General features: G+C 70.4%; 25 protein-coding genes. 16 read left to right on the top strand and 9 right to left on the bottom strand.

Annotation, left to right across the window (positions count from 1 at the left end; genetic code table 11):
• Positions 1 to 6: 6 nt before the first annotated feature.
• Positions 7 to 534, bottom strand: coding sequence for a redoxin domain-containing protein (locus ACFWN2_RS39605; RefSeq protein WP_382435707.1), 528 nt, complete (start codon positions 532 to 534; stop codon positions 7 to 9).
• A 4-nt stretch (positions 535 to 538) separates the two neighbouring features.
• Positions 539 to 1,129 (bottom strand): protoglobin domain-containing protein, encoded by a 591-nt coding sequence (locus tag ACFWN2_RS39600; protein ID WP_382435706.1) that lies wholly within the window; start codon positions 1,127 to 1,129, stop codon positions 539 to 541.
• 159 nt (positions 1,130 to 1,288) lie between these two features.
• Here ACFWN2_RS39600 and ACFWN2_RS39595 point away from each other — a divergent pair, with 159 nt between their 5' ends.
• On the top strand, positions 1,289 to 1,915 hold the full coding sequence (locus ACFWN2_RS39595) for a MarR family winged helix-turn-helix transcriptional regulator (protein ID WP_382435705.1): 627 nt from the start codon (positions 1,289 to 1,291) through the stop codon (positions 1,913 to 1,915).
• 3 nt (positions 1,916 to 1,918) lie between these two features.
• On the opposite strand, the gene ACFWN2_RS39590 is transcribed toward ACFWN2_RS39595, so the two are convergent.
• Complete coding sequence (locus ACFWN2_RS39590; RefSeq protein WP_382435704.1) at positions 1,919 to 2,596, bottom strand: MOSC domain-containing protein; 678 nt, start codon at positions 2,594 to 2,596, stop codon at positions 1,919 to 1,921.
• An 88-nt stretch (positions 2,597 to 2,684) separates the two neighbouring features.
• On the opposite strand from ACFWN2_RS39590, the gene ACFWN2_RS39585 reads away from it, so the two are divergent.
• Positions 2,685 to 3,101, top strand: coding sequence for a Fur family transcriptional regulator (locus ACFWN2_RS39585; RefSeq protein ID WP_382435703.1), 417 nt, complete (start codon positions 2,685 to 2,687; stop codon positions 3,099 to 3,101).
• Between the two features lie 18 nt (positions 3,102 to 3,119).
• Complete coding sequence (locus ACFWN2_RS39580) at positions 3,120 to 4,586, top strand: catalase (protein ID WP_382435702.1); 1,467 nt, start codon at positions 3,120 to 3,122, stop codon at positions 4,584 to 4,586.
• Between the two features lie 45 nt (positions 4,587 to 4,631).
• Here ACFWN2_RS39580 and ACFWN2_RS39575 read toward each other — a convergent pair whose 3' ends face one another.
• Positions 4,632 to 5,285: a lytic polysaccharide monooxygenase gene (locus tag ACFWN2_RS39575; protein WP_382435701.1), complete on the bottom strand. Its 654-nt coding sequence runs from the start codon at positions 5,283 to 5,285 to the stop codon at positions 4,632 to 4,634.
• A gap of 191 nt (positions 5,286 to 5,476) precedes the next feature.
• Between ACFWN2_RS39575 and ACFWN2_RS39570 the strand changes: the two genes are divergently transcribed.
• Positions 5,477 to 6,787 carry a TIGR01777 family oxidoreductase gene (locus ACFWN2_RS39570; RefSeq protein ID WP_382435700.1) on the top strand — a complete coding sequence of 437 codons (1,311 nt, stop codon included), beginning with the start codon at positions 5,477 to 5,479 and terminating at the stop codon, positions 6,785 to 6,787.
• Here the strand turns inward: ACFWN2_RS39570 and ACFWN2_RS39565 are convergent.
• Positions 6,784 to 7,158, bottom strand: coding sequence for an NAD(P)-binding protein (locus tag ACFWN2_RS39565; RefSeq protein ID WP_382435699.1), 375 nt, complete (start codon positions 7,156 to 7,158; stop codon positions 6,784 to 6,786). The genes ACFWN2_RS39570 and ACFWN2_RS39565 overlap by 4 nt on opposite strands.
• Before the next feature lie 57 nt (positions 7,159 to 7,215).
• Here ACFWN2_RS39565 and ACFWN2_RS39560 point away from each other — a divergent pair, with 57 nt between their 5' ends.
• Together ACFWN2_RS39560 and ACFWN2_RS39555 are read left to right on the top strand one after the other, a co-directional pair.
• Positions 7,216 to 8,121 carry an alpha/beta hydrolase gene (locus ACFWN2_RS39560; RefSeq protein ID WP_382435698.1) on the top strand — a complete coding sequence of 302 codons (906 nt, stop codon included), beginning with the start codon at positions 7,216 to 7,218 and terminating at the stop codon, positions 8,119 to 8,121.
• Positions 8,118 to 8,504: a hypothetical protein gene (locus ACFWN2_RS39555; RefSeq protein WP_382435697.1), complete on the top strand. Its 387-nt coding sequence runs from the start codon at positions 8,118 to 8,120 to the stop codon at positions 8,502 to 8,504. Before ACFWN2_RS39560 ends, ACFWN2_RS39555 begins: the two co-directional genes overlap by 4 nt.
• A 66-nt stretch (positions 8,505 to 8,570) precedes the next feature.
• Here ACFWN2_RS39555 and ACFWN2_RS39550 read toward each other — a convergent pair whose 3' ends face one another.
• The 3 genes from ACFWN2_RS39550 to ACFWN2_RS39540 are packed head-to-tail and all read right to left on the bottom strand — an operon-like array spanning position 8,571 to position 10,961.
• Positions 8,571 to 9,224, bottom strand: coding sequence for a GPP34 family phosphoprotein (locus ACFWN2_RS39550; protein WP_382435696.1), 654 nt, complete (start codon positions 9,222 to 9,224; stop codon positions 8,571 to 8,573).
• Positions 9,225 to 9,237: 13 nt separating this feature from the next.
• Entirely contained in the window at positions 9,238 to 9,840 is a 603-nt protein-coding gene (locus ACFWN2_RS39545) for a DNA-binding response regulator (RefSeq protein ID WP_382435695.1), read from the bottom strand.
• Positions 9,837 to 10,961: a sensor histidine kinase gene (locus ACFWN2_RS39540; protein WP_382435694.1), complete on the bottom strand. Its 1,125-nt coding sequence runs from the start codon at positions 10,959 to 10,961 to the stop codon at positions 9,837 to 9,839. The genes ACFWN2_RS39545 and ACFWN2_RS39540 overlap by 4 nt, the downstream gene beginning before the upstream one ends.
• Before the next feature lie 133 nt (positions 10,962 to 11,094).
• Between ACFWN2_RS39540 and ACFWN2_RS39535 the strand changes: the two genes are divergently transcribed.
• Together ACFWN2_RS39535 and ACFWN2_RS39530 are read left to right on the top strand one after the other, a co-directional pair.
• The gene (locus ACFWN2_RS39535) at positions 11,095 to 11,976 is read left to right on the top strand and encodes an ABC transporter ATP-binding protein (protein WP_382435693.1); all 882 of its coding nucleotides are present in this window, start codon (positions 11,095 to 11,097) and stop codon (positions 11,974 to 11,976) included.
• A 28-nt stretch (positions 11,977 to 12,004) separates the two neighbouring features.
• Positions 12,005 to 12,724, top strand: coding sequence for an ABC transporter permease (locus ACFWN2_RS39530; protein WP_382435692.1), 720 nt, complete (start codon positions 12,005 to 12,007; stop codon positions 12,722 to 12,724).
• A gap of 12 nt (positions 12,725 to 12,736) precedes the next feature.
• On the opposite strand, the gene ACFWN2_RS39525 is transcribed toward ACFWN2_RS39530, so the two are convergent.
• Positions 12,737 to 13,000 (bottom strand): UBP-type zinc finger domain-containing protein, encoded by a 264-nt coding sequence (locus tag ACFWN2_RS39525; protein WP_382435691.1) that lies wholly within the window; start codon positions 12,998 to 13,000, stop codon positions 12,737 to 12,739.
• A gap of 56 nt (positions 13,001 to 13,056) precedes the next feature.
• On the opposite strand from ACFWN2_RS39525, the gene ACFWN2_RS39520 reads away from it, so the two are divergent.
• The 8 genes from ACFWN2_RS39520 (at position 13,057) to ACFWN2_RS39485 (ending at position 22,660) form a co-directional block, all read left to right on the top strand.
• Positions 13,057 to 14,724: an FAD-dependent oxidoreductase gene (locus ACFWN2_RS39520; protein WP_382435690.1), complete on the top strand. Its 1,668-nt coding sequence runs from the start codon at positions 13,057 to 13,059 to the stop codon at positions 14,722 to 14,724.
• Positions 14,724 to 16,133, top strand: a complete 1,410-nt coding sequence (locus ACFWN2_RS39515; RefSeq protein WP_382435689.1) for an ATP-binding protein — start codon at positions 14,724 to 14,726, stop codon at positions 16,131 to 16,133. The genes ACFWN2_RS39520 and ACFWN2_RS39515 overlap by 1 nt, the downstream gene beginning before the upstream one ends.
• Before the next feature lie 94 nt (positions 16,134 to 16,227).
• Positions 16,228 to 16,668: a hypothetical protein gene (locus tag ACFWN2_RS39510; RefSeq protein WP_382435688.1), complete on the top strand. Its 441-nt coding sequence runs from the start codon at positions 16,228 to 16,230 to the stop codon at positions 16,666 to 16,668.
• Positions 16,669 to 16,724: 56 nt separating this feature from the next.
• Positions 16,725 to 17,783, top strand: a complete 1,059-nt coding sequence (locus tag ACFWN2_RS39505; RefSeq protein ID WP_382435755.1) for a FecCD family ABC transporter permease — start codon at positions 16,725 to 16,727, stop codon at positions 17,781 to 17,783.
• Complete coding sequence (locus ACFWN2_RS39500; RefSeq protein WP_382435687.1) at positions 17,780 to 18,844, top strand: FecCD family ABC transporter permease; 1,065 nt, start codon at positions 17,780 to 17,782, stop codon at positions 18,842 to 18,844. Before ACFWN2_RS39505 ends, ACFWN2_RS39500 begins: the two co-directional genes overlap by 4 nt.
• A 29-nt stretch (positions 18,845 to 18,873) precedes the next feature.
• A complete protein-coding gene (locus ACFWN2_RS39495; RefSeq protein WP_382435686.1) occupies positions 18,874 to 19,707 on the top strand; it encodes an ABC transporter ATP-binding protein in 834 nt (277 codons plus the stop codon).
• Between the two features lie 77 nt (positions 19,708 to 19,784).
• Positions 19,785 to 20,831 (top strand): iron-siderophore ABC transporter substrate-binding protein, encoded by a 1,047-nt coding sequence (locus ACFWN2_RS39490; RefSeq protein ID WP_382435685.1) that lies wholly within the window; start codon positions 19,785 to 19,787, stop codon positions 20,829 to 20,831.
• A gap of 32 nt (positions 20,832 to 20,863) precedes the next feature.
• Positions 20,864 to 22,660, top strand: a complete 1,797-nt coding sequence (locus ACFWN2_RS39485; RefSeq protein ID WP_382435684.1) for an ABC transporter ATP-binding protein — start codon at positions 20,864 to 20,866, stop codon at positions 22,658 to 22,660.
• Positions 22,661 to 22,671: the final 11 nt, after the last annotated feature.

The raw sequence follows: 22,671 nt of genomic DNA, 5'->3' as shown, positions 1-22,671 counted from the left end.
GCGGGATCAGGTGCAGGTGCCGTCGATGGCGCAGACCGCGGGCGGTACGGCGCCGTCGAGCAACCTGGTGACGGCCGAGGCCAGCGACATGTCGTCGACCGGGCCGAGTTTCTGGCCGCGCAGCATGCCGTCGCGGTCGATGAGGACCGTGGTGGGCGTGCCCTGCATGCGGTAGCGGCTGAAGGTGACCGGCGCCGGGTGCGCGCTGCGCAGCGCGTCGACGCCGACCGGGAACGGGATGCGGTACTCGTGCAGGAACGCCTTGAGGCTCGTCGGTGTCATGGCCTTGTGGTGTTCGAACACGGTGTGCAGGCCGATGACGGCGAGCTCGTCACCGAAGGTCCTGGACAGGCGCACGGCCTGCGGGAGCGAGTGGCTGACGCAGCTGGGGCACAGCATCTGGAACGCTTCGAGCACGACGACGCGGCCGTGCAGCTGGGCGAGGTTCAACGGCTCGCTGTTGAACCACTCCGTTGTCTCCCAGGGCATCGCGGGAGACAGGAGTCCGCTCGACGGGGACAGCAGGAGGCTCACGGCGTCACCAGCCCCTGCCGGCGTAGGGCTGCGACCAGAGCGCGACCTGCAGGGTGACCGCCTTGAACCAGGCCTGGAACATGGCGTCGACCCGCTCGTGGTCGTGGCCGCCGGCCGCGAGGAACGGGCGGATCGTCGCGGTGATCGGGTAGATGAACGCGATGACGTGGCGCAACGGGATGTGCGGCACCGAGTCGGCGTGGTCGGTCAGGTTCTTCCTGGCGTCGGTGTGCCGCAGCGCGATCTCCTGCTGGTAGGCCAGCCAGCGCTCGTCGTACGGGCGCGTGCAGGTGTCGACGATCCAGCGGGCGAACCGGGCCCGCACCCGCGCCAGGTAGTCGTCGATCGGCGTGCCGTCCGGTGTGGAGAAGTAGGCCACGAGGTGCGGGTGGGAGCCGACGAACCCGTACCAGACGTCCAGCACCTGGTCGATCTGTCCACTGAGGACCTCGCCGGCCAGGCGCAGCGCCTCCTCGTCCGCCGGCCCGAAGAGGACGCTGGCCTTCAGGAGCTCCAGATCCGCCGGTGTGACCGATGACGGCGCGAGACCGGGGTCGTCGTGGGTGTAGCCCGGAACGGGCTCGGGAGACGTCATGTCGCTTCCTTCGCGATGTCGGAGTTCCGCGGTGGGGGTGACCACAGACTGCCACAAACTAGGTAGGACTCCTACCAACTTCTGCGGCGGGTGATCCAGGTCTCAACCGGGAATGCACGTACGATCGCCGGGGAAGGTCCCACTGGCGAGGCGGAACGCATGACTGACACCGACGGCACGGCCGGGCTCGACCGCCGGCTGGCCGACGCGCTCGAGCGGCTCGGGCACGGCATGCGTTCACTGGCGCAGCGCACGGCGAGGGAGCACGGGCTGTCGCCGTTGCAGCAGCAGGTGGTGCTCGCGCTGTCCCGCGGGTCGCAGGCGCGCGGCGAGGTGGCCGCGCTCGCGGCCGAGTTCGACGTGACCACGCCGACGATGTCCGACGCCGTGACGGCGTTGGAGCGCAAGGAACTCGTGAGCCGCTCCCCCGGCTCGGACGGACGCAGGCGCACGCTGGCGCTGACCGGCACCGGCGAGGACGTCGCACGTGGACTGTCCTCCTGGGACGATCCATTGACGGCGGCGCTCGCCGGCATCTCCGGCGAGGATCGCGCGACGACGCTGCACACGCTGCTGCGCGTCATCGCGGACCTGCAGCGCGCGGGCGTGGTCAGCGTGACGCGCATGTGCACGACGTGCCGGTTCTTCGGGCGCGACGAACACCCGGACCCGGCCGTGCCGCACCACTGCCACCTGCTGCGCACGCCGTTGCCGCTGGCGAACCTGCGGACCGACTGCCCGGAGCACGAACCGGTGGACGTGCCGGCGAAGCGCGGGCGCGGCTGAGGATCAGCCTCCCAGGCGTGCGGCCTGGTCTTCAAGATCGCCGTCGATCCGGCGGCGCAACACCTTCACCCACGACTCGGGCAGCACGTAGGAGTGCCGCAGCAGCCTGCGCACGGCGATCTCGTCGTCGCGGTCGACGTTGAGCACGCGGTGCACCTCGGCCGCGGTGACCCCGTGCGACGGCCTGGTCGTGAGCTCCAGCGCGTCGCCCGCCACGAGGCGTCCCGGCCGCAGCACCCGGCAGTAGAACCCGGTGCGTCCGGTGTCCTGGGTGCGCACGGCCATGTCCTTGATCCCGTGGTGCGCCGCGAGCTTGTAGCAGGGCCTGCGCGGCTGGGTGACCTGCAGCAGCACTGATCCGACCGAGTAGACCGAACCGAGCACGACGTCGCTCTCCAGCAGTCCGGACGTCGTGAGGTTCTCGCCGAACGCGGGCGTGGCGAGGTCACCGACCTCCTCCGCCCAGGCCGCGTAGTGCTCGCCGGGGTAGAGCAGCACCGCCTTGTCGGGCCCGCCGTGGTGCTCGCGGTCGCCCTGCTGATCCCCCGCCAGCCCGAGCGGGCCGACCTCGGCAGGCCCGGACACGGGTGACTTCGCGATCGCGGAGGTCACCGGGCGGCCGCGCCACGCCAACGGCCGCACCACCCCCGTCGACACGACCGACACGTGCGCACCGCTCATGGACGACCTCGTTCCTGGAACCGTTCTTGTCTTCGGGGCGCTCAGCATGCCACAGCGTGGCTAGGAGTCCTAACTACTTGGAGTGGACGTGAGCGCAGAAGATCCGGTCGCCGCGTTGCGCGGGGCCTCGTTGAGGGTCACGAAGCAACGGATCGCGGTGCTGGTCGCGCTTGGACAGCACCCGCACGCCGACGCGGAGCAACTGGTGCGGCTTGTGCGCGAGGACCTCGGTTCCGTGTCCACGCAGGCCGTCTACGACGTGCTGACGGCGTTGTCGGAGGCCCTGCTGGTGCGCCGGATCGAGACGGGGCCGCGAGCCCTGTTCGAGCTGCGCGCGCACGCCCACGACCACGTGCTGTGCCGGGAGTGCGGCGCGCTGGCCGACGTCGAGCCGGGCGTCACGCCTCGCACACTCCCGCAGGCGCACGGGTTCCGCGTCGACGAGACCGAGGTCCTGCACCGGGGGCTGTGCCCCTCGTGCCGGCCGCGCGTCCCCCTCCCCTGATCGGAGAAGGTTCACCTGATGTCGTTCGAGGACAACACCAATCCCCTCACCACCGCCGCCGGCGCCCCGGTGGCGGACAACCAGAACAGCCTCACCGCGGGTGCGCGCGGACCGGTTCTGCTGCAGGACCTGTGGTTGCTGGAGAAGCTCGCCCACTTCGACCGCGAGGTCATCCCCGAGCGGAGGATGCACGCGAAGGGCTCCGGCGCGTTCGGCACGTTCACCGTCACCGGCGACCTGACCGCGTACACGAGTGCGGCGCTGTTCGACGAGGTCGGCAACCAGTGCGAGATGTTCGTGCGGTTCTCGACCGTCGCGGGTGAGCGCGGCGCGGCCGACGCCGAACGGGACATCCGCGGCTTCGCGACCCGGTTCTACACCAGCGAGGGCAACTGGGACGTGGTCGGCAACAACACGCCGGTCTTCTTCTTCCGCGACCCGCTGAAGTTCCCCGACCTGGCACGCGCCGTGAAGCGCGACCCGCGGACCAACCTGCGCGACCCCGAGAACAACTGGGGGTTCTGGACGAACCTGCCAGAGGCGCTGCACCAGGTGACGATCGTGATGAGCGACAGGGGGATCCCGCGCTCGTACCGGCACATGCACGGGTTCGGGTCGCACACCTACAGCATGATCAACGCGGACGGCGTGCGGCACTGGGTCAAGTTCCACTTCCGCACGCAGCAGGGCGTCGAGAACCTCACCGACGAGCAGGCGGGCCAGGTGATCGGCCGTGACCGCGAGTCGCACCAGCGCGATCTGTACGACGCCATCGAACGCGGCGAGTTCCCGGTCTGGAAGCTCTACGTGCAGGTGATGCCGGAGGCCGACGCGGCCGGCTACCGCTTCCACCCGTTCGACCTCACGAAGGTGTGGAGCAAGAAGGACTACCCGTTGGTCGAGGCGGGCGAGATGCGGCTGGACCGCAACCCCGGCAACTACTTCGCCGACGTCGAGCAGGCCGCGTTCACCCCGGCCAACGTCGTGCCCGGCATCTCGCTGAGCCCCGACAAGATGTTGCAGGGCAGGCTCTTCTCCTACGGCGACGCGGCGCGGTACCGGCTGGGCGTCAACCACCACCAGATCCCGGTGAACCACCCGAACGGCGCGCGCCTGGTCAACATCTACCACCGCGACGGTGCGATGCGGGTCGACGGCAACCAGGGCGGGGTGCCCGGCGTCGAGCCGAACAACTTCGGCCGCTGGGCCGAGCAGCCCGCCTACGCGGAGCCGTCTCAGGGCGTCGGCGCGGTCGCCGACCGGTTCGACTTCCGCGAGGACGACTCGAACTACTACGAGCAGCCGGGAGATCTGTTCCGGCTGATGACCGGCGAGCAGCAGCAGGCGTTGTTCGACAACACCGCGCGGGCCATCAAGGGCGCTCGCAGGGAGACCGTCGAACGGCACATCGCCCACTGCGCCAAGGCCGATCCGGCGTACGGCGAGGGCGTGCGCAAGGCCTGCGAGGCCGTCGGCGCGCTGTGACGACGTGGTGCGTGCTCCACTCAGGAGCACGCACCACCTCGCCGTCTAGCCGAAGTTCACGTCACTGCACCACATGTACGTCTGGTCCGTGTGCGACGCCTGCCAGATCGTGAACACCACGTGGTGACCCCGGTAGCCGCCGTTCGTCTGGACGTTGAACCGGATGTCCTTGGCAGGAGCGAACCTCCCGGTCTGCGTCACCTGGTCGAGGTTGCCCCACCCCAGGCGCTGGGTCGTCGGGTCGAACCCGTTCTTGCTGATGTAGACCCGCAGGTAGTCGGCTCCGTGACTGGCCTGGTCGTACAGGTGCATCTCGAAGTTCGCCCCCAGCGCGGTGGTCTTCCACCTGCCCGGGGTGTTCAGCGAGTTGTTGCGGGACAGGCCGTTGCCGCACAGCTGACCGTCCGGAGTGGATCCCTGGAAGTTGCCGCGCAGACCGTCCCGCAGCGCGCTCATCCAGTTCCACATCGTGTCGGCGTTGGCCTGGAACGCCTGGTAGCACATGGGATCCTGCTGCTGCATGGCCGGATTCGTGTGCTGGCTCCCCCACGTCTGCCAGCACTGGTAGGCGCGGGTGGCCGGGCCGACGATCGTGCCGTGTGCCGAGGCGGTGGGCGTCCAGAGGAACGTGCAGACCAGTGCGCCGATGATCACGGCGACGAAGCCGCGCCGTCTGGTGAGAGATCCGAACGTGCGCATGAGCGAGCCTCCGATCTTCGATGATCGAGCGGCGGCGGATTGGGAGCGCTCCCAGATCATTAACCCTAGCGGTGACCGTGCGAGATCGCAACGACACGAGGAGTGATGCGAACGTTCGGAGCAGTTGCTTCCCGCATCGGGCGGCGAGGCGCCGTCATGCGAACGCCGCAGGGCGCCCCTAGCGTGGAGGCATGTCCCTGATCTTCTCCAGCGTCGTCGACGCTCCCCTGGACGAGGTGTTCGCCTGGCACGCGCGGCCGGGCGCGATCCACCGGCTCACGCCGCCGTGGCAGCCGGTGGGCGTCGTGCGCGAGGCCGACACCCTCGACGGCGGACGTGCGGTGCTGGGGTTGCCGCTGGGGCTGCGCTGGGGTGCCCGGCACACCGAGTTCGCGCCGCCGAACCGGTTCGTCGACGAGCTGGACTCCGCGCCGCTGCGCTGGGCGCTGAAGTGGCGGCACAACCACGACTTCGCCGCGGAGGGGGACCGCACGCGGATGACCGACCGGGTGGAGACGCAGGTTCCCGGCGTGGTGCTGCGGTCGATGTTCGCCTACCGGCACCGCCAGCTCGCCGCCGACCTGGCAGCCCAGGCGGCCGCGCGGGAAGCGGGCGACCGGCCGATCACGGTGGCGATGACGGGTGCCAGCGGGTTCGTGGGCACGGCGCTGTGGTCGTTCCTCAGCACGGCGGGCCACCGGGTCGTGAAGCTGGTTCGCCGCGCCCCCACCGGTCCTGACGAACGCCGCTGGGACCCCGACCGACCGGCGGCCGACCTCCTGTCCGATGTGGACGCTGTCGTGCACCTCGCGGGCGCGTCGATCGCGGGCAGGTTCACCGAGGCGCACAAGCAGGCCATCCGCTCCTCCCGCATCGGACCGACCAGGGCGCTCGCCGACCTGGCCGCCGCCAGCGGGGTGCCGGTGTTCGTCAGCGCGTCGGCGATCGGCTACTACGGCGCCGACCGCGGCGACGAGGAGCTCACCGAGGACAGCGAGCGCGGCGACGGCTTCCTCGCGGACGTGGTCGCCGACTGGGAGGCCGCCACCGAGGTCTCCGGCGTGCGAGTGGTCAACGTCCGCACCGGGATCGTCCAGTCGCCCAACGGCGGCACGCTGCGGATCTTCCACCCGCTGTTCGCCGCCGGGCTGGGCGGCAGGCTCGGCGACGGGCGGATGTGGCAGTCGTGGATCGGCCTGGACGACCTGGTCGACGTCTACCACCGCGCCCTCTACGACGACTCGCTGCGCGGACCGGTCAACGCCGTCGCCCCGGAAGCCGTCCGCAACAGCACCTATACCGCGACGCTCGCGAAGGTGCTGCACCGGCCCGCGGTGCTGCCGGTGCCGTCGTTCGGGCCGCGGCTCCTGCTCGGTGAGCAGGGCGCCCGCGAACTGGCCGGGGCGAGCCAGCTGGTCAGGCCCGCCGCGCTGACCAAGGCGGGCCACGCGTTCCGCCACCCGACCCTGGCGGCCGCGCTCAGGCACGTGCTGGGACGTTAGGAGGACCGGGCGTGGACGAAGACCTCGTCCGCGCCCAGCTTGCCGAACAGCTCCTGGTTGGCCGGGTCGCGCACCGCCGCGACGACGGTCGCCGCCGGGTTCAGCCCCCGCGCGACCATCGTGATCAGCAGACCGTCCAGGTCGTCGGGAACGGCGACGACCACCCGTTTCGCGAACTGCGCCTCGGCCTGCTGCAACGCGCACATGTCCCGCCCGTCACCCCGCACGACCCTGGCACCGTTGGCCATCGCACCGGTCAGCGCGACGTCGTCGACGTCGAGCACCGCGACCTCGGCGCGGTCCAGCGGGAGGTGCCGTAGGACGTCCAGGGCGGCGTCCCCGTACCCCACCACCACCGTGAGGCCGATCATCGCGGCTCCTCTCTGGTTGACTCGGCGACTTCGCCGACCTGCCAGAGGGGATGCCCAGTGCGGCTGGATCTGAACAGCTTCATCGACCCCGGTCTCCTGCGACACGTCGAGGAGGCCAGGTCCGCGAACGCCGCCAGGGGAACCCGCCGCGGCCCTTCCGGCCCGGACGAACTGCGCGACCTCCGCGCCGCGATCAGGCCGTCGGGGAAGTCGGTCCCGATCGAGTTCGGAGACCGGCGTGCGCACGTCAGGATCTTCCGCCCTCAAGGCCCGCCGCACGGCGTCTACCTGCACTTCCCCGGCGGCGGCTTCTACCTGGGCGCCACACCGCAGGACGACGAGCGCGACCAGCGACTCGCCGACGCGCTGGGCATCGTCGTCGTGGCCGTCGACTACCGTCTGGCCCCGGAACACCCCTGGCCGGCCGCGCCCGACGACGCGGAGACCGCCGCGCGCTGGCTGATCGAGCACTCCCACGAGCAGTTCGGCACGACGAACCTCGCCCTCGGCGGCTTCTCGGCGGGAGCAACGCTCGCCATGACGACGTTGCTCCGGCTGCGCGACCACCCGTTCACGGGCGCGGTGCTCCAGTTCGGCACGTACGACCTGAGCGGCCTCACCCCCGCCGGCCGGCTGATCGCCGACGAGTACTTCATCAAGGCCTACGCGGGTGGGGCGGACAGGACGGTTCCGGACGTCTCCCCCGTCTTCGGCGATCTCCGGGGCCTGCCTCCGCTGCTCGTGGTCGTCGGCGCGCTGGACGTCCTGCTGGAGGACAACCTCGCCCTGGCGGCACGGGTCGTCGCGTCCGGAGGCGCGGTCGACCTCAGGATCTACCCCGAGTCGCAGCACGGTTTCACGAACCGCGACACGAAGATCGCCCGGCAGGCCCGCGACGACGTCGAGCGGTGGCTGACCGAGCGCCTAGAATCCCGCAGAGATCAACACGAGGTGGCGACATGAAGCTGGGTGATGTCACACGGACCGCACTGGCCTGCGTCCGGATCTTCAACGGCGCGTTGGGCCTGTTCGCCGCCGAGAAGATGGCCAAGAGCCTCGGCGACGAACTGGGCGACGACAGGCGTTTTGTCTACCCAGCCCGCATGTTCGGCATCCGCACCCTCGTCCTCGGCGTCGACCTGCTGACGTTGAAGAGCGACGACGCGAACGCGCACCGAGTCCTGCGCCAGGCCGTGCTCATCCACGCCACGGACACGGCCGCCGCGGTCTACGCGGGCAGGCGCGGCGAGCTCCCGGCCAAGGCGGCGAAGCTGACCACGATCATCTCCGCGGTCAACACCGGGCTGGCGGTCGTGTCTCTGGTGGCCGCGGGGAAGAAGGGCTGAGGAGCCCGTTCGAACGCGAGCGCGATCAGGTCGGGCTGAGGGGCCCCCGCTCGGACGCGAGCGGGATCAGGTCACCGTCGTCGCCACCACGGCGACCGTGACGGCGGCGGTCGACGCGGCGATCGTGGCCGCCGTCCTGGTCACCGCGGCGCTCACCGCCTCCGCGCCCCAGTTGCCCTCCTCCAGCTCCTTCGCCCGCCGGGCGACGTCGCCCGACCACGCCAGCTGCGGCCGCAACGCGGGCAGGGCGCCGCTGGCGGACAGCAGCGCGGTGAGTGCGGCGGTGCGGGCGTCCGGGGTCTCGCCGTCGACCAGCACCGCGCGGATGCGCTGGCGGACCTCCTCCTCGTGGCTCGTGTCGGTGGCGGGCAGGGTGGTCATGCGGAACAGGCCCAGCACCCGCTTCTTCTCCCTGGCGATCAGTCCGCGCTCGATCAGGCGCTCGACCACCTGGGACCACATGTCGGCGCCGATCTTGAGCAGCACGGAGTCGACGGAACGGGGCTTCTCGGCGACCTTCTCGTAACCCGACCGCAGCAGCGGGTCCTCCGGTGCGCTGCCGGCGACGACGACCTTCTTGTCCCGCACCTCGACGAGGCCTGCGAGGGCGAGTTCCACCAGCACCGCGCCGCCCATCGTGTAGTGGAGCGTTCCGGCGGCGGCCGGGGTGCCGGACTCGTCGTCCATCAGCAGCAGGGCGAGGTCCTCGACGATCAGCATGGTGTCGTTCCTCTCAGAGCCAGTCGTGTTCTCGTGCGTAGCGGGCGGCTTCGTGCCGCGTCTTGGTCTGGGTCTTCTGCATCGCGTTCGACAGGTAGTTGCGCACGGTGCCGTCGGCGAGGTGGAGCTGCCGCGCGATGTCGGCCACCGAGTACCCCTCCGAGGTCGCGCGCAGCACGTCGACCTCGCGGTCGGTGAGCGGGCAGTCGTCGGCCACGGCGAGCGCCGAGACGTCCGGGTCGATCCACCGCCTGCCGCTGTGCAGCGCGGCGATCACCGACGTGATGTGCGCGGGGTCGGCGGACTTGCTCACGAACCCCTGCACGCCGAGCTTGAGCGCCTTGCGCAGCACGCCGGGGCGCGCGTGCCTGGTCAGCATGAGGACCACCTGGCCAGGCAGCGCGCGGCGGATCTCCGCCACCGCGCCCAGACCGTCCAGGGTCGGCATCTCCAGGTCGATCACGAGCACGTCCGGGCGGTGTTCGAGCGTCGCCGCGACGGCCTGCTCGCCGTTCTCGGCCTCGGCCAGAACGACGATGTCGCCCTCCATCGGGAGCAGCGCCGCCATCGCCTTGCGCAGCAGGGCCTCGTCATCCGCCAGCACCACCGTCGTCATCGCGTCACCTCGGACGGCACGACCGCGGCGGTGGTGAACTCGCCGTCCGCCTGCGTCGCCGTCAGCTCTCCCCCGAAACCGGCGAGCCGGTCCCTGAGCGTGGACAGTCCTCGCAGCTCGGGCGGGTCGTCCCCGGACGCGCCGTCGTTGACGATCGTGATCCCGGACTCGGAGAGCGTGATGCGCACCTGCCCCGCCTGCGCGTGTCTGAGGATGTTGGTCGTCGTCTCGCGCAGCACCTGGCCTAGCAGCTCCCCCGCGCGTTCGCCGGTGGGTGCGGTGCGCACGATCCGCACGCGGATGCCCGCCGCCTCGAACAGGTTCTTCGCGTTCTCCAGCTCACCGGCGAGGTTCAGCCGCCGCTGCGCGTACGCGAGCTCCTTGGTCTGCCTGATCGTGTCGCCGACGAGGGCGTGGATCTCCCGCAGCTCCTCCTCCGCGCGGCCGGCGTCGCGGCGCACCAGCTTCTCCGCCAGCGCGGTCTTGAGCTTCACCACGTGCAGGGTGTGGCCCTGGATGTCGTGCAGCTCGCTCGCGAACCGGATCCGCTCGCGCGCGACGGCCAGCTCCGCCTCGTGCTCGCGTGCCTCGTCCAGTTCCTCCAGGACGCGGTAGAAGGCGTCGTTGGCGAACATGAACCCGAGCGTGACGACCATGACGGCGGTGGGGACCAGCACGAAGTGGAACGCCGTCGAGGTCGCGCTCCCCTGCGACACCAGCAACCTCGACGCGCCCGCCGCCGCGACGAACAGGACGACCCCCACGGCGGCCGGGATCCGGTGCCGCCGCAGCTGCGGCACGATGAGCGGCCCCACGACCGTGATGCTGTAGAACGCCGTGGTGCTCCCGCTGACCAGCGCGCCGAAGGTCCACACCGCAGTACTGGTTCCCAGCAACGGCAGGGCGAAGCGCTGGATGTCGTCCCTCGCCCAGAGCACGACGGCGAGGATGGACGTGAGCAGGCCGAGGGTGAGGACGAGCGCCTCCCACCAGACCTGGGAGTCCAGCACGACCAGCAGCGTCCCGACCGGAATGATCACCGCGAGCTGCGTGGTGATGTTCAGCCTGCTCATCCGCCCCCGAGCGGAGTCGGCGTAGCTGGGCGGTACGGGCGTTATCACCCGACCAGTATTTCGCCGCGTCCACAACGGCACCAGTGACGCCACGTCATGCCTTCGGGGGCACAAATGTCATCGTCGGGTGATGACGTGGTGACACTGCCGATAAACGGCCGCGACCGGTGGAATCAACGCCATGTCGACCACACCAGTCATCGAAGTGGAACGCCTGAACGTCCGGTACGGCGACTTCCACGCCGTGCAGGACCTGTCGTTCCACGTGCAGCGGGGCGAGCTCTACGCGTTGCTGGGCACGAACGGCGCGGGCAAGACCTCGACACTGGAGACGATCGAGGGCCACCGCAAGGCCACCTCGGGCACGGTGCGGGTCTTCGGGCACGACCCGGCCGACCGCTCCGCCGTCCGTCCGCGGATGGGGATCATGTTGCAGGACAGCGGTTTCACGCCGGACCTGACGGTCGCGGAGTCCGTCGGGCTGGTCGGGGCGCTCACCCGGCGCACGGACGAGGTCGGACGCGTGCTCGACGTCGTCGACCTCACCCGCAAGGCGGACACGAGGGTGTCGCAGCTGTCCGGCGGTGAGAAGCGGCGCCTCGACTTCGCTACCGCCGTGTACGGAACCCCCGAGCTGGTGTTCCTCGACGAACCCACGACGGGCCTGGACATCCAGTCCCGCGACGACCTCTGGTCCACAGTGGACCGGATGCGCGAGACCGGTACCACCGTCGTGCTCACGACGCACTACCTCGAAGAGGCGCAGCAACACGCCGACCGCATCGGGCTGATGCACCGCGGCACGTTCCACCGCGAGGGCACCGTCGCCGAGCTGACCAGGACGCTGCCGTCGGTGATCCGCTTCGGTCTGCCGACGCCCGCACCGGTGCTGCCGCTCGACGCGACGCGCGAGGGCGACGGCCGGTACCTCGTCGAGACGTTCGAGCTCCAGCGGTCCATGTCGGCGCTGCTGCGCTGGGCCGAGGACAACAACCTCGAACTGCGCGACCTGGAGGCCGGTCCGACGCGTCTCGACGACGTCTTCCGCGCCATCGGCTCCTGATCCCCTTCAGTCCGGAAAGGACACCGCTGTGCTCCCGATCTTCCTCAGCGAACTGACCCAGATCTTCCGCAACCGGTCGGTGCTGGTCACCAGCTTCGTCATGCCCATCGCCGTCAGCGCGTTCTTCATCTACCAGCACGACCTGTTCTCCCAGGTCGGCAGCCTGGGTTACATCGCGGCGATCGTGATGTTCACGGTCTGCGCGTTCGGCCTCTACGCCAGCTCGGTCACCACGCTGGCGTCACGGCGCCAGAACCTGTTCCTCAAGCGGCTGCGGTCCACCGCCGCCGGCGACGCGGGCATCCTCGCCGGACTCGTGCTGCCCGCCACCGCGGTCGCGCTCGTCCAGGTGGTCGCGATCATGGCCGTGCTCGCCGCGGTCACCACGGCACCGGACAACCTCGCTCTGCTGGCACTGGCGGTCGTCACGACCGTGCTCATGATGGTCGGCTTGGCGCTGGCCACCGCCGGGCTGACGAACTCGCCGGAGCACGCGCAGGTCACGACGCTGCCCGTCTGCCTCGGCGTCATCGCCGTCGCCAGCTGGGTCGGGATCAGCGGCACCGAGGAGCTCACGCTGCTCAAGCGGCTGCTGCCGGGCGGATCGGCGACCGAGCTCGTCGTGAACGCCTGGAGCGGCGGCGTCGCGGTGACGGACTCCCTGCTCCTGCTGGCCCCGACGCTCGCGTGGGTGGTCGTCGCGGCCGTGCTCGCCTCCCGCCTGTTCCGCTGGGAACCGCGGCGCTGAGGACCCAGGCGGTCACACGAGCGTGTTGTCCACGAAGCACCAGCGCCAGGTCTCGCCCGGCTCGAACGAGCGGATGATCGGGTGGCCCTCGTCGGCGAAGTGCTTCGAGGCGTGCTTGGCGGGCGACGAGTCGCAGCACGCGACCTTGCCGCAGCTGAGGCACAGGCGCAGGTGGACCCACCTGCCGCCGACGGCCAGGCAGTCTTCGCAGCCTTCGAGGGTGCTGGGTGCGGGCTCGGCACCCAGCTCGGCGACGTGTTCGCACGTAGTGGTCACGGCGTGACGGTACCTCGATCGCGGCCATCGGCGAGTTGTGGTGTTTGACTGGACGCATGACGACTGCCGGTCGCGTCGCGCGGCCTTCGATCCTCACGGTGGACGACGACCCCGCCGTGTCGCGGGCGGTGGCGCGGGACCTGCGCCGGATGTACGGCGAGCACTACCGGATCGTGCGGGCGGAGTCCGGGTCCCAGGCGCTCGAAGCCCTGCACGAGATCAAGCTGCGCGGCGAGGAGGTGGCGGCGCTGCTCGCCGACCACCGCATGCCGCAGATGAGCGGCATCGAGTTCCTCGAACAGGCCATGGACGTGTTCCCGCAGGCAAGACGGGTGCTGCTCACGGCCTACGCCGACACCGACGCCGCGATCCAGGCGATCAACGTCGTGGACCTCGACCACTACCTGCTCAAGCCGTGGGACCCGCCGGAGCAGAACCTCTACCCGGTGCTCGACGAGCAGCTGCGGGCGTGGGCCGTGAGCGACCGGCAGCCGCCGCAGCGCGTGCGGGTGGTCGGGCACCGCTGGTCACCGCGTTCCTACGAGGTGCGCGACTTCCTGGCCCGCAACAGCGTTCCGTTCCGCTGGCACGCGCTCGACGAGCCGGAGGCGCGGTGTCTCCTGACCGCGGCGCACCAGGACGGCACGACCCTGCCCGTCGTGGTGACGGCGCAGGGCAGGGCACTGGTCGACCCGTCCGACGCGGAGCTCGCGGCCGAGGTGGGCCTGAGCACGCAGCCGTCGGCCGAGTTCTACGACCTGATCGTCGTGGGCGGCGGGCCCGCGGGGCTCGGCGCGGCGGTGTACGGCGGGTCGGAGGGACTGCGGACCGTCCTCGTCGAACGGATCGCGACCGGCGGCCAGGCCGGCACGAGCAGCCGCATCGAGAACTACCTGGGCTTCCCGGACGGGGTCTCCGGCGGTCAGCTGACCGAACGGGCCCGCAGGCAGGCGGTCAAGTTCGGCGTCGAGCTGCTCACCACCCGTGACGTCGTCGCCCTCGAACGCCGGGGAGCCGCGCGCGTCGTGCGGTTCGGTGACGGCACCGAACTGGCAGCCCACACCGTCATCCTCGCCACCGGCGTGTCGTACCGGCTGCTCGACGCGCCCGGACTCGGCGACCTGACCGGCCGTGGCGTGTACTACGGCGCCTCGACCACCGAGGGCCCGAACTGCGCGGGCCAGGACGTCTACCTGGTCGGCGGCGCGAACTCCGCCGGGCAGGCGGCCGTCTACTTCTCCGGGCACGCGCGCAAGGTCGTGATCCTGGTGCGCGGCGACTCGCTGGAGTCGTCCATGTCGCGCTACCTGATCGACCAGCTCGCGGCGATCCCGAACGTGGAGGTGCGCACCCACACCGAGATCTGCGGCGGCGCCGGCGAGGGCCACCTGGAGACGCTCACGTTGCTGCACAACAAGACCGGCGAGACGACGACCGTCCCGGCGAGCTGGCTGTTCGCGTTCATCGGCGCCGCCCCGCGCACGGACTGGCTGGACGGCACGCTGGAGAGGGACGAGCACGGGTTCCTCCTCGCCGGGCCCGACCTCGGCGGCTCCCCTCCCGGCTGGGACCTCGAACGGGCGCCGTACCACCTGGAGACCAACCTGCCCGGCGTGTTCGTCGCGGGCGACGTCCGTGCGGACTCGGTGAAGCGGGTCGCGTCCGCCGTCGGTGAGGGCGCCATGGCGGTCACCCTGGTCCACCGCTACCTGGAGAGGTCGTGATGGAGAGGCTCACCGCGGCGGAGCTGCGCGCGCTGTTCCTGTTCGAGAAGCTCGACGACGCCCAGCTGGAGTGGCTGGCCGCCCACGGCCACGTCGAGACCCGCGAGGCGGGCACACCCGTGCTCACCGAGGGCGAGCCCGCGACGTGCTTCTTCGTGCTGCTCGGGGGCACCGTCGCCCTGTGCCGCACGATCGGCGGCCAGCGCATCGAGGTGAGCCGCAGCGACCTGCGCGGCTCGTACTTCGGTGCCACCCAGGCCTATCTGGAGCTCGACCAGCCGACCTACCAGATGACCGTCGAGTCGATCACCGCCACGTCGATGCTGCAGTTCGACGCCGACGAGTTCGGGCCGATGATCCGCACGTGGTTCCCGATGGCCATGCACCTGCTGGAAGGCCTCTTCTGGGGCATGCGGAACACCCAGGCGACGGTGGGCCAGCACGAACGGCTCACCGCACTCGGCGCGTTGTCCGCGGGCCTCACGCACGAGCTCAACAACCCGGCGGCGGCCGCCGTGCGGGCGACGGCGGCGCTGCGCGAACGGGTCGCGGGCATGCGGCACAAGCTCGCACTCCTGGCGCAGGGCGCGATCGACCCGTCCGAGCTCCCGGCCCTGGTCAAGCTGCAGGAGAAGGCGGTCGAACGGGTCGCCAAGGCGCCGAAGCTCAGCCCGTTGCAGGCCAGCGACGCCGAGGACGAGGTCGCCGACTGGCTCGACGACCACGACATCGGCGGCGGCTGGGACGTCGCACCCGTGCTGGTCGCGGCCGGACTGGACGTCGAGTGGCTGGAGAACTCGCTCACGGCGTGCCCGGCGGCGATGACGGGGTCCGCCGTGCACTGGCTCAGGTACACGGTCGAGACCGAGATGCTGATGAACGAGATCGAGGACGCGACCACCAGGGTGTCCACCCTGGTCGGTGCCGCCAAGCAGTACTCGCAGATGGACCGCGCGCCGTTCCAGGTGGTCGACGTGCACGAGCTGCTCGACTCCACCCTGGTCATGTTCGGCGGGAAGCTCGGGGACGTCCAGGTCGTCAAGGACTACGACAGGACGCTGCCCGCGATCTCCGCGTACGCAGGTGAGCTCAACCAGGTGTGGACGAACATGATCGACAACGCCCTGGGCGCGATGGGCGGCTCGGGAACGCTGACCGTGCGCACGTTCCGGCGGGACAGACACCTCGTCGTGGAGATCGGCGACACCGGTCCCGGCATCCCGGCGGAGGTGCAGAGCCGGATCTTCGAGCCGTTCTTCACCACCAAGCCGGTCGGCGAGGGCACCGGACTCGGGCTGGAGATCTCGTGGCGGATAGTGGTCAACAAGCACCGAGGCGACATCCGGGTGGAGTCGCGGCCGGGTGACACGCGGTTCCAGGTCGCTCTGCCGCTGGAGCCTGGAAGCTGAAGGGCACGTCGGACCAGGGACACTCACGGGCGCGAACGACCCCCTGGCCCCGGCATCGTGATCTCCGCACACAGGATCACGAGGAGCCGAGGACATGCCCACCATCACCCTGACCCAGCGGACCACCGCGACGCCCGAGCAGTTCGTCGCAGGGCTCACCGACTTCGGCCCCGGCCGCGCCGACCTGTTCCCCAACAGCGCCGACGCCGACCTGCGGGTGCACGACAGGGGCGACGCGTTCGCCGACGTCACCGAGGGCTCCGGCGGCATCTGGGAACGCCTGCGCTACGACTGGTCGGACCCCGCCCGCGTCGTGCTGACCACGGTCGACTCCAACGTGTGGGGCGGGCGTTCCGGCCACACCTACACGTTCACGAGGCAGGACGACGGAACGACCCTCGTGCACGCGGAAGTGGTGCGGGAGGGCAAGAACCTCAAGGGCAGGCTGCTCGGTCTGTCGCTCGGCCTGCTCGGCAGGAAGGTGCTGGGCGGTGCGCTCGAGAAGACCGTGCGGGCCGTCGAGGCCAGGGGTTAGGTAAGGGTGCCCTAGGTCGACCGGGCACGCGGGAGCTAACGTAGCCCGTCGTGAGCATGGTCGTGGAGCAACGCGGGCTCGAACCCGCACCGGCACCGGAGAGCCCGCACCGGCGGCGGCGTCTCGGGCTGGCGGGGCTGCTGGTGTTGCTGGCCGCGGCGGCGGTGGTGTCGCTGGTGGTGGGCGCGCGGTCGCTCACCCCCTCCGAGGTGTGGCAGGGGCTGTTCGGTGATCCCGGCGGCGACCAGCGGCTCACCGAGATCACGCTGATCGTGCAGACGCTGCGGGTGCCGCGGACGGTCCTCGCGGTCGTGGCGGGCATCGGGCTCGGTGTCGCGGGCGCGTTGATCCAGGGCCACACGCGCAACCCCATCGCGGACACCGGGTTGCTCGGCGTCAACGCCGGCGCGTCGTTCGCGGTGGTGCTGGCGGTGTCGCTGCTGGGCCTGCGGAGTCCGTTGCAGTACATGTGGTTCGCGTTCCTCGGGGCCGCGGCGGCGGGTGTGGTGGTGTTCGGGCTGTCGAGCCTCGGGCGCGGCGCGGGCAACCCGCTGACGCTCGCGCTCGCCGGGCAGGGCGTCACCCTGTTCCTGGCGGCGATGACGACGGCGGTCGCGCTGGGCAGCACGCAGGCGCTCGACGTGCTGCGGTTCTGGAACGCGGGGTCGGTGCAGGGCGTCGGGTTCGACGTCATCTGGGTCGCGGCGGCGTTCATCGGCGTCGGCCTCTTCCTGGCGCTGCTCAACCTGCCGGCGATCAACCTGCTGAACCTGGGCGACGACGTCGCGCGCGGCCTCGGCGTGAACATCGCGATGGGACGGACCGTCGGCGTGGTGGCGGTCACGCTGCTCGCGGGTGCCGCCACGGCGGCGTGCGGGCCAATCGCGTTCCTCGGACTGATGGTCGCGCACGTCGCGCGGTGGTTCACCGGGCCCGACTACCGCTGGCTCGTGCCGTACGCGGGGCTGCTCGGCGGCGTGGTGCTGCTGCTCTCCGACATCGCGGGCCGCCTCGTCGCCCGGCCGGCCGAACTGCAGGCGGGCATCGTCATCGCCCTCGTCGGCGCCCCGTTCTTCGCGGTGCTGGTGTGGCTCGGGAAGTTCAGGCAGGCATGATCAACTCTCCCGAGGCACCCGACCTGCACCGCGGTTTCCGCGTCGGCGGCTGGTCCTGGGTCTGGCGACCGTGGATCGTGCTCGTCACGGTCGTGCTGGCCGCGCTGACGTTCCTGATCTTCTCGGTGTCGATCGCGATCGGCGACTTCACCATCGAACTGCCCGCGGTGTTCAGGACGCTGATCGGCCAGGGCGAGCGGGTCGACGAGTTCGTGATCATGGACCTGCGGATGCCGCGCGCCCTCGTCGGGCTCATCGCGGGTGTGGCGCTGGGGATCTCCGGCGCGCTGACCCAGTCGATCGCGCGCAACCCCCTCGCGAGCCCCGACGTGCTCGGCATCACCGGCGGCGCCAGCGCGACGGCTGTGTTCGTCGTCACGGCCAGCGGCGGCGCGGCGATCGGCAACGCGGTCGGACTGTCCACCGCGGCACTCGCCGGCGGCCTGCTGACCGGGCTGCTCGTGTACTTCATGGCGTGGAAGAAGGGCATCGACGGCTTCCGGCTGATCCTCATCGGCGTCTCGGTCAACGCGGTCATGCAGGCGCTCACGACGTGGCTGCTGACGCTGGCGGACATCCGCGACGTCGCCCGCGCGCAGCGGTGGCTCGTCGGGTCGCTCGACTCGCGGTCGTGGTCCGAGGTGTGGGCGTCGATCTGGATCATGGCCGCGCTCGTGCTGGTGGTGCTGGTCGTCGCGTTCCAGTTGCGGCCCATGCACTTCGGTGACGACGTCGCCGCCGGTCTCGGCGTCCGCTACTCGGCGGTGCGCGCGATCCTGCTGCTGTGCGCGGTGCTGCTGGCCGGTGTGGCGGTGTCGGCCGCCGGGCCCGTGCCGTTCGTGGCGCTGGTCGCACCGCAGATCACCATGCGACTGCTGCGCACACCCGTGCCGCCGTTGGTCGCGTCCGGACTGTTCGGCGCGTTGCTCCTGATCGGCTCCGACCTGCTCGCGCGGACGGTGCTGCCCAACGACCTGCCCGTCGGCATCGTGACGGCGATCATCGGCGGACCGTTCCTCGTCTACCTGCTGGTGCGGGCGAACGTGAAGCGCGCTGCCTGAGGCCAGGCTTCGTTAAGTAAGGTTGCCCTATGACCGCGCTGCGCAACGACACCGCCCGACTGGGGGCCGAGGGCGTCACGGTCGGGTACGGCGAACGGGTCGTGCTCGACAACCTCGACGTCGCCATCCCGACCGGGGTGATCACCACGGTCATCGGACCCAACGGCTGCGGCAAGTCGACGTTGCTGCGCACGCTGTCCCGGCTGCTCAAACCGCGCCAGGGCACCGTGCTGCTCGACGGCCACGACATCGCGCGGCTGAAGACCAAGGACGTCGCGAAGCGGATGGGGCTGCTGCCGCAGACGCCGATCGCGCCGGAGGGGCTGACGGTCGCCGACCTGGTCGCGCGCGGACGGCACCCGCACCAGAGCTGGGTGCGCCAGTGGTCGAGCGACGACGCGGACGTGGTCGCCAAAGCGTTGCACATGACCGGTGTCGCGGATCTCGCGCACCGCCCGGTCGACTCGCTCTCGGGCGGTCAGCGGCAACGGGTGTGGATCTCCATGACCCTCGCGCAGGGCACCGATCTGCTGTTGCTGGACGAGCCGACGACGTACCTCGACCTCGCGCACGCCATCGACGTGATCGACCTCGTCGACGACCTGCACGAGAGCGGCTGCACGATCGTGATGGTGTTGCACGACCTGAACCTCGCCGTCCGTTACAGCGACAACCTGATCGTGATGAGGTCGGGATCCATTGTCGCGCAGGGACATCCGAGCGAGGTGATCACGAGCGAGTTGTTGCTGGACACGTTCGGGCTGCAGGCGAAAGTCATCGACGACCCCGTGAGCGAGCGGCCATTGATCGTGCCTATCGGCCGGACTCACGTGGTATCGAAGAGTGACCAAGACCTTGGTTAGCCTGCCCTAACTGGGTGATAAGGTTCGGCTGTCCTAAATTTCCCCCGCCGCGTGGGCAGCGAAGAACGAGGTGCCGAATGGGCCAGAGAACGACCACGACCTGGAAGCGACTGACCGCTGTGGCAGCAGCCGCGGTCGTCAGTGCCGGCGTCCTCGCGGGATGTGGTTCCTCCACGCCTGAGACGACTCCCGGCTCGAACAACGCCTCCGGTGGCACGTTCCCGACCAAGGTCGAGCACTTCTTCGGCACGACGGAGGTCAAGGAGGCGCCCAAGCGCGTCGTCTCCCTCGGCTACACCGACGACCAGACGCTGCTCGCGCTCGGCGTGGTCCCGGTCGGCATGGTCGACCAGTACCCGAACCCCGAGGGCACCAAGCCCGACGTCAACACGCAGTGGGCCTGGGTCAAGGACAAGTGGGGCTCGACGACGCCCGAGGTCGTCATGAAGAACGGCGACACCGAGCCCAACTACGAGAAGATCGCGCAGCTGCGCCCCGACCTGATCGTCGCCGTCTACTCCGAGGCCGACCAGGCCTGGTACGACAAGCTGACCAAGATCGCACCGGTGGTCGGCCGCACCAAGGAGGAGAAGGAGCCCTTCTCCGCCAAGTGGCAGGACAACGCGCTGCAGATCGCCAAGGCGGTCGGCAAGGGTGACGAGGGCGCGAAGCTGATCAAGGGCATCGACGACAAGATGGCAGAGGCCAAGAAGGCCAACCCGGACTTCGCGAACCAGACCGCCACCGTGACCACCTGGTACAAGGACGCGGTCTCGCCGTTCGCCACGACCGACGTGCGCGGCCAGCTCGTCAGCGGCATCGGCTTCAAGGGCAACACGAAGATCGACGAGATCGCCGAGGGCAAGTTCTTCACCTCGCTGTCCCCCGAGCGCGTCGACGTGATCAACACCGACCGCATCTTCGTGATCGCCGACAAGGCGGACCAGGACTCGCTCAAGAACTTCCAGCTCTTCGCGAACCTGCCCGCGGTCAAGGCCGGCAAGGTCTCCTGGCTGCTCGACAGCGAGGGCCCGGCGGTCGGCGCCGCGATCTCGCAGGCCACCCTCGCATCCCTCCCCTACGCGATCGACGAACTGGTGAAGTCGGCCAAGTCCTCCGGCTGATCCACGCACAACCCGGCGAAAGGCCTCCTCTCGTGACCACCAGCGTCTCCGGCGCGCCGTCGAAGATCCTGCGCACGGCGTCCGGGCGGGAGGCCTCCCGCTGGTTGCTCGACCACTGCCGCTCCGCCCCCGCACTGCCGATCGCCACCGTCGTGGCGACGGTGGCGGGGGCGTTGCTGCAGATCGTCCCAGTGTTCCTGCTGGGCACCGTCGTGGACGGGATCGTGCAGGGACGCGACGCGTCGATCCTCTGGACGATCGGCATCGCGACGATCGTCTCGGCGCTGGCCGGTGCGGCGATGACCGCGGTGTCGACCTACCTCGTCGGCCGCGTGGGCGCGGAAATGCTGGCACGGCTGAGGGAAGGCGCGGTCCGCGCGGTGCTCGGGATGCCGAGCGCGCGGATCGAAGAGGTTGGGCGCGGTGACGTGCTCTCGCGCGTCGGTGACGACGTCGCGGTCATCTCCAAGGGTTTCCGCACGGCCATCCCGACGATCTTCTCGGCGGTCGTGCTGGTGGTCATCGCGACCATCGGCATGTTCGGCCTCGACTGGCGCCTCGGTCTCGCCGGCGCCTGCGCGCTGCCCGCGTACTGGCTGGCGCTGCGCTGGTACCTGCCGCGCTCGCAACCCCTCTACCGCGCCCGTTCCGAAGCGCAGGCCGACCGCGCGCAGGCGTTGATCAGCGGCCTCGACGGCATCGAAACGGTCCGCGCGTACCGGCTGGAGAACGCCTTCCGCGACAAGGTGACCGCGGAGTCGTGGCGGGTGCGCAACATCGGCATCGACGTCTTCCGGTTCTTCGGCCGGTTCATCGGCAGGGAGAACCGCGCCGAGTTCATCGGGCTCGGGCTGATCATCGTCGTCGGCTACCTCCTCGTGACGAACGGGGAGTCGTCGCTCGGCCAGGTCTCCGTCGCGGCGTTGCTGTTCCACAAGCTGTTCGTGCCGCTCGGGCTGATCATGGCGTTCTTCGACGAGGCGCAGAAGTCCGGCGCCGGGCTGACGCGACTGGTCGGCGTGCTCACGGAGTCCGACGGCGACGAGCTCGTGCGCAGCGCGGTGGCCGTTGATGCTGACGCACGACCACTTCCGGTCTCGGTGCGCGGGCTTTCCTTCCGCTACCCCGAGTCCGAGCACGACGTGCTCCAGGACGTCGACCTGGAGATCCCCGCCGGCACGTCGCTCGCCCTGGTCGGCGCGACGGGCGCGGGCAAGACGACGCTCGCGGCACTGGTCGCCGGCACCGGCACCCCGCTGACCGGATCGGTGCACATCGGCACCTCCGACCTCGCGGACCTGGACGAGGCCGGCGCCCGCGCGCTCGTCAGCATCCTCACCCAGGAGGCCCACGTCTTCGCCGGCCCGCTGGCCGAGGACCTGCGGCTCGCGGCACCGGACGCGACCGACGACGAGCTCAGGGACGCGTTGCGGACCGTGGGCGCGGACGGGTGGGTCGACGCCTTGCCGCAGGGCCTGCAGACGGACGTCGGCGAAGGTGGCGAACGCCTCGACGTGACCAAGATCGCCCAGATCGCACTGGCCCGCCTGGTGCTCGGCCGCTCCCCCGTCGTCGTGCTGGACGAGTCGACGGCCGAGGCGGGCAGCCAGGGTGCCGCCGCACTGGAACGCGCCGCGCTGGCCGCCTGCCGGGGCCGCACGACGCTGCTGGTGGCGCACCGCCTGACCCAGGCCATCGCCGCCGACCGGATCGCCGTGCTCGACGCGGGCCGCGTGCTGGAACAGGGAACACACGAAGAACTTGTGGCGCGTGACGGGCGTTACGCGGCACTTTGGGCCGCTTGGCGATTCGGATCAGCAAATACTTAGGTTAGGCTACC

The sequence above is a fragment of the Lentzea sp. NPDC058436 genome (assembly GCF_042721515.1).
Taxonomy (GTDB): Bacteria; Actinomycetota; Actinomycetes; order Mycobacteriales; family Pseudonocardiaceae; genus Lentzea.
The sequence above is the reverse complement of the archived record's forward strand: the minus strand, read 5'-3'. Positions and strand labels throughout refer to the sequence as shown.

Excerpts from the sequence above, each read along its gene's own strand:
- ACFWN2_RS39600 (WP_382435706.1), bottom strand. The coding sequence starts at position 1,129 with ATGACGTCTCCCGAGCCCGTTCCGGGCTACACCCACGACGACCCCGGT.
- ACFWN2_RS39595 (WP_382435705.1), top strand. The coding sequence starts at position 1,289 with ATGACTGACACCGACGGCACGGCCGGGCTCGACCGCCGGCTGGCCGAC.
- ACFWN2_RS39590 (WP_382435704.1), bottom strand. The coding sequence starts at position 2,596 with ATGAGCGGTGCGCACGTGTCGGTCGTGTCGACGGGGGTGGTGCGGCCG.
- ACFWN2_RS39580 (WP_382435702.1), top strand. The coding sequence starts at position 3,120 with ATGTCGTTCGAGGACAACACCAATCCCCTCACCACCGCCGCCGGCGCC.
- ACFWN2_RS39575 (WP_382435701.1), bottom strand. The coding sequence starts at position 5,285 with ATGCGCACGTTCGGATCTCTCACCAGACGGCGCGGCTTCGTCGCCGTG.
- ACFWN2_RS39570 (WP_382435700.1), top strand. The coding sequence starts at position 5,477 with ATGTCCCTGATCTTCTCCAGCGTCGTCGACGCTCCCCTGGACGAGGTG.
- ACFWN2_RS39565 (WP_382435699.1), bottom strand. The coding sequence starts at position 7,158 with ATGATCGGCCTCACGGTGGTGGTGGGGTACGGGGACGCCGCCCTGGAC.
- ACFWN2_RS39555 (WP_382435697.1), top strand. The coding sequence starts at position 8,118 with ATGAAGCTGGGTGATGTCACACGGACCGCACTGGCCTGCGTCCGGATC.
- ACFWN2_RS39550 (WP_382435696.1), bottom strand. The coding sequence starts at position 9,224 with ATGCTGATCGTCGAGGACCTCGCCCTGCTGCTGATGGACGACGAGTCC.
- ACFWN2_RS39545 (WP_382435695.1), bottom strand. The coding sequence starts at position 9,840 with ATGACGACGGTGGTGCTGGCGGATGACGAGGCCCTGCTGCGCAAGGCG.
- ACFWN2_RS39535 (WP_382435693.1), top strand. The coding sequence starts at position 11,095 with ATGTCGACCACACCAGTCATCGAAGTGGAACGCCTGAACGTCCGGTAC.
- ACFWN2_RS39520 (WP_382435690.1), top strand. The coding sequence starts at position 13,057 with ATGACGACTGCCGGTCGCGTCGCGCGGCCTTCGATCCTCACGGTGGAC.
- ACFWN2_RS39515 (WP_382435689.1), top strand. The coding sequence starts at position 14,724 with ATGGAGAGGCTCACCGCGGCGGAGCTGCGCGCGCTGTTCCTGTTCGAG.
- ACFWN2_RS39510 (WP_382435688.1), top strand. The coding sequence starts at position 16,228 with ATGCCCACCATCACCCTGACCCAGCGGACCACCGCGACGCCCGAGCAG.
- ACFWN2_RS39505 (WP_382435755.1), top strand. The coding sequence starts at position 16,725 with ATGGTCGTGGAGCAACGCGGGCTCGAACCCGCACCGGCACCGGAGAGC.
- ACFWN2_RS39500 (WP_382435687.1), top strand. The coding sequence starts at position 17,780 with ATGATCAACTCTCCCGAGGCACCCGACCTGCACCGCGGTTTCCGCGTC.
- ACFWN2_RS39495 (WP_382435686.1), top strand. The coding sequence starts at position 18,874 with ATGACCGCGCTGCGCAACGACACCGCCCGACTGGGGGCCGAGGGCGTC.
- ACFWN2_RS39490 (WP_382435685.1), top strand. The coding sequence starts at position 19,785 with ATGGGCCAGAGAACGACCACGACCTGGAAGCGACTGACCGCTGTGGCA.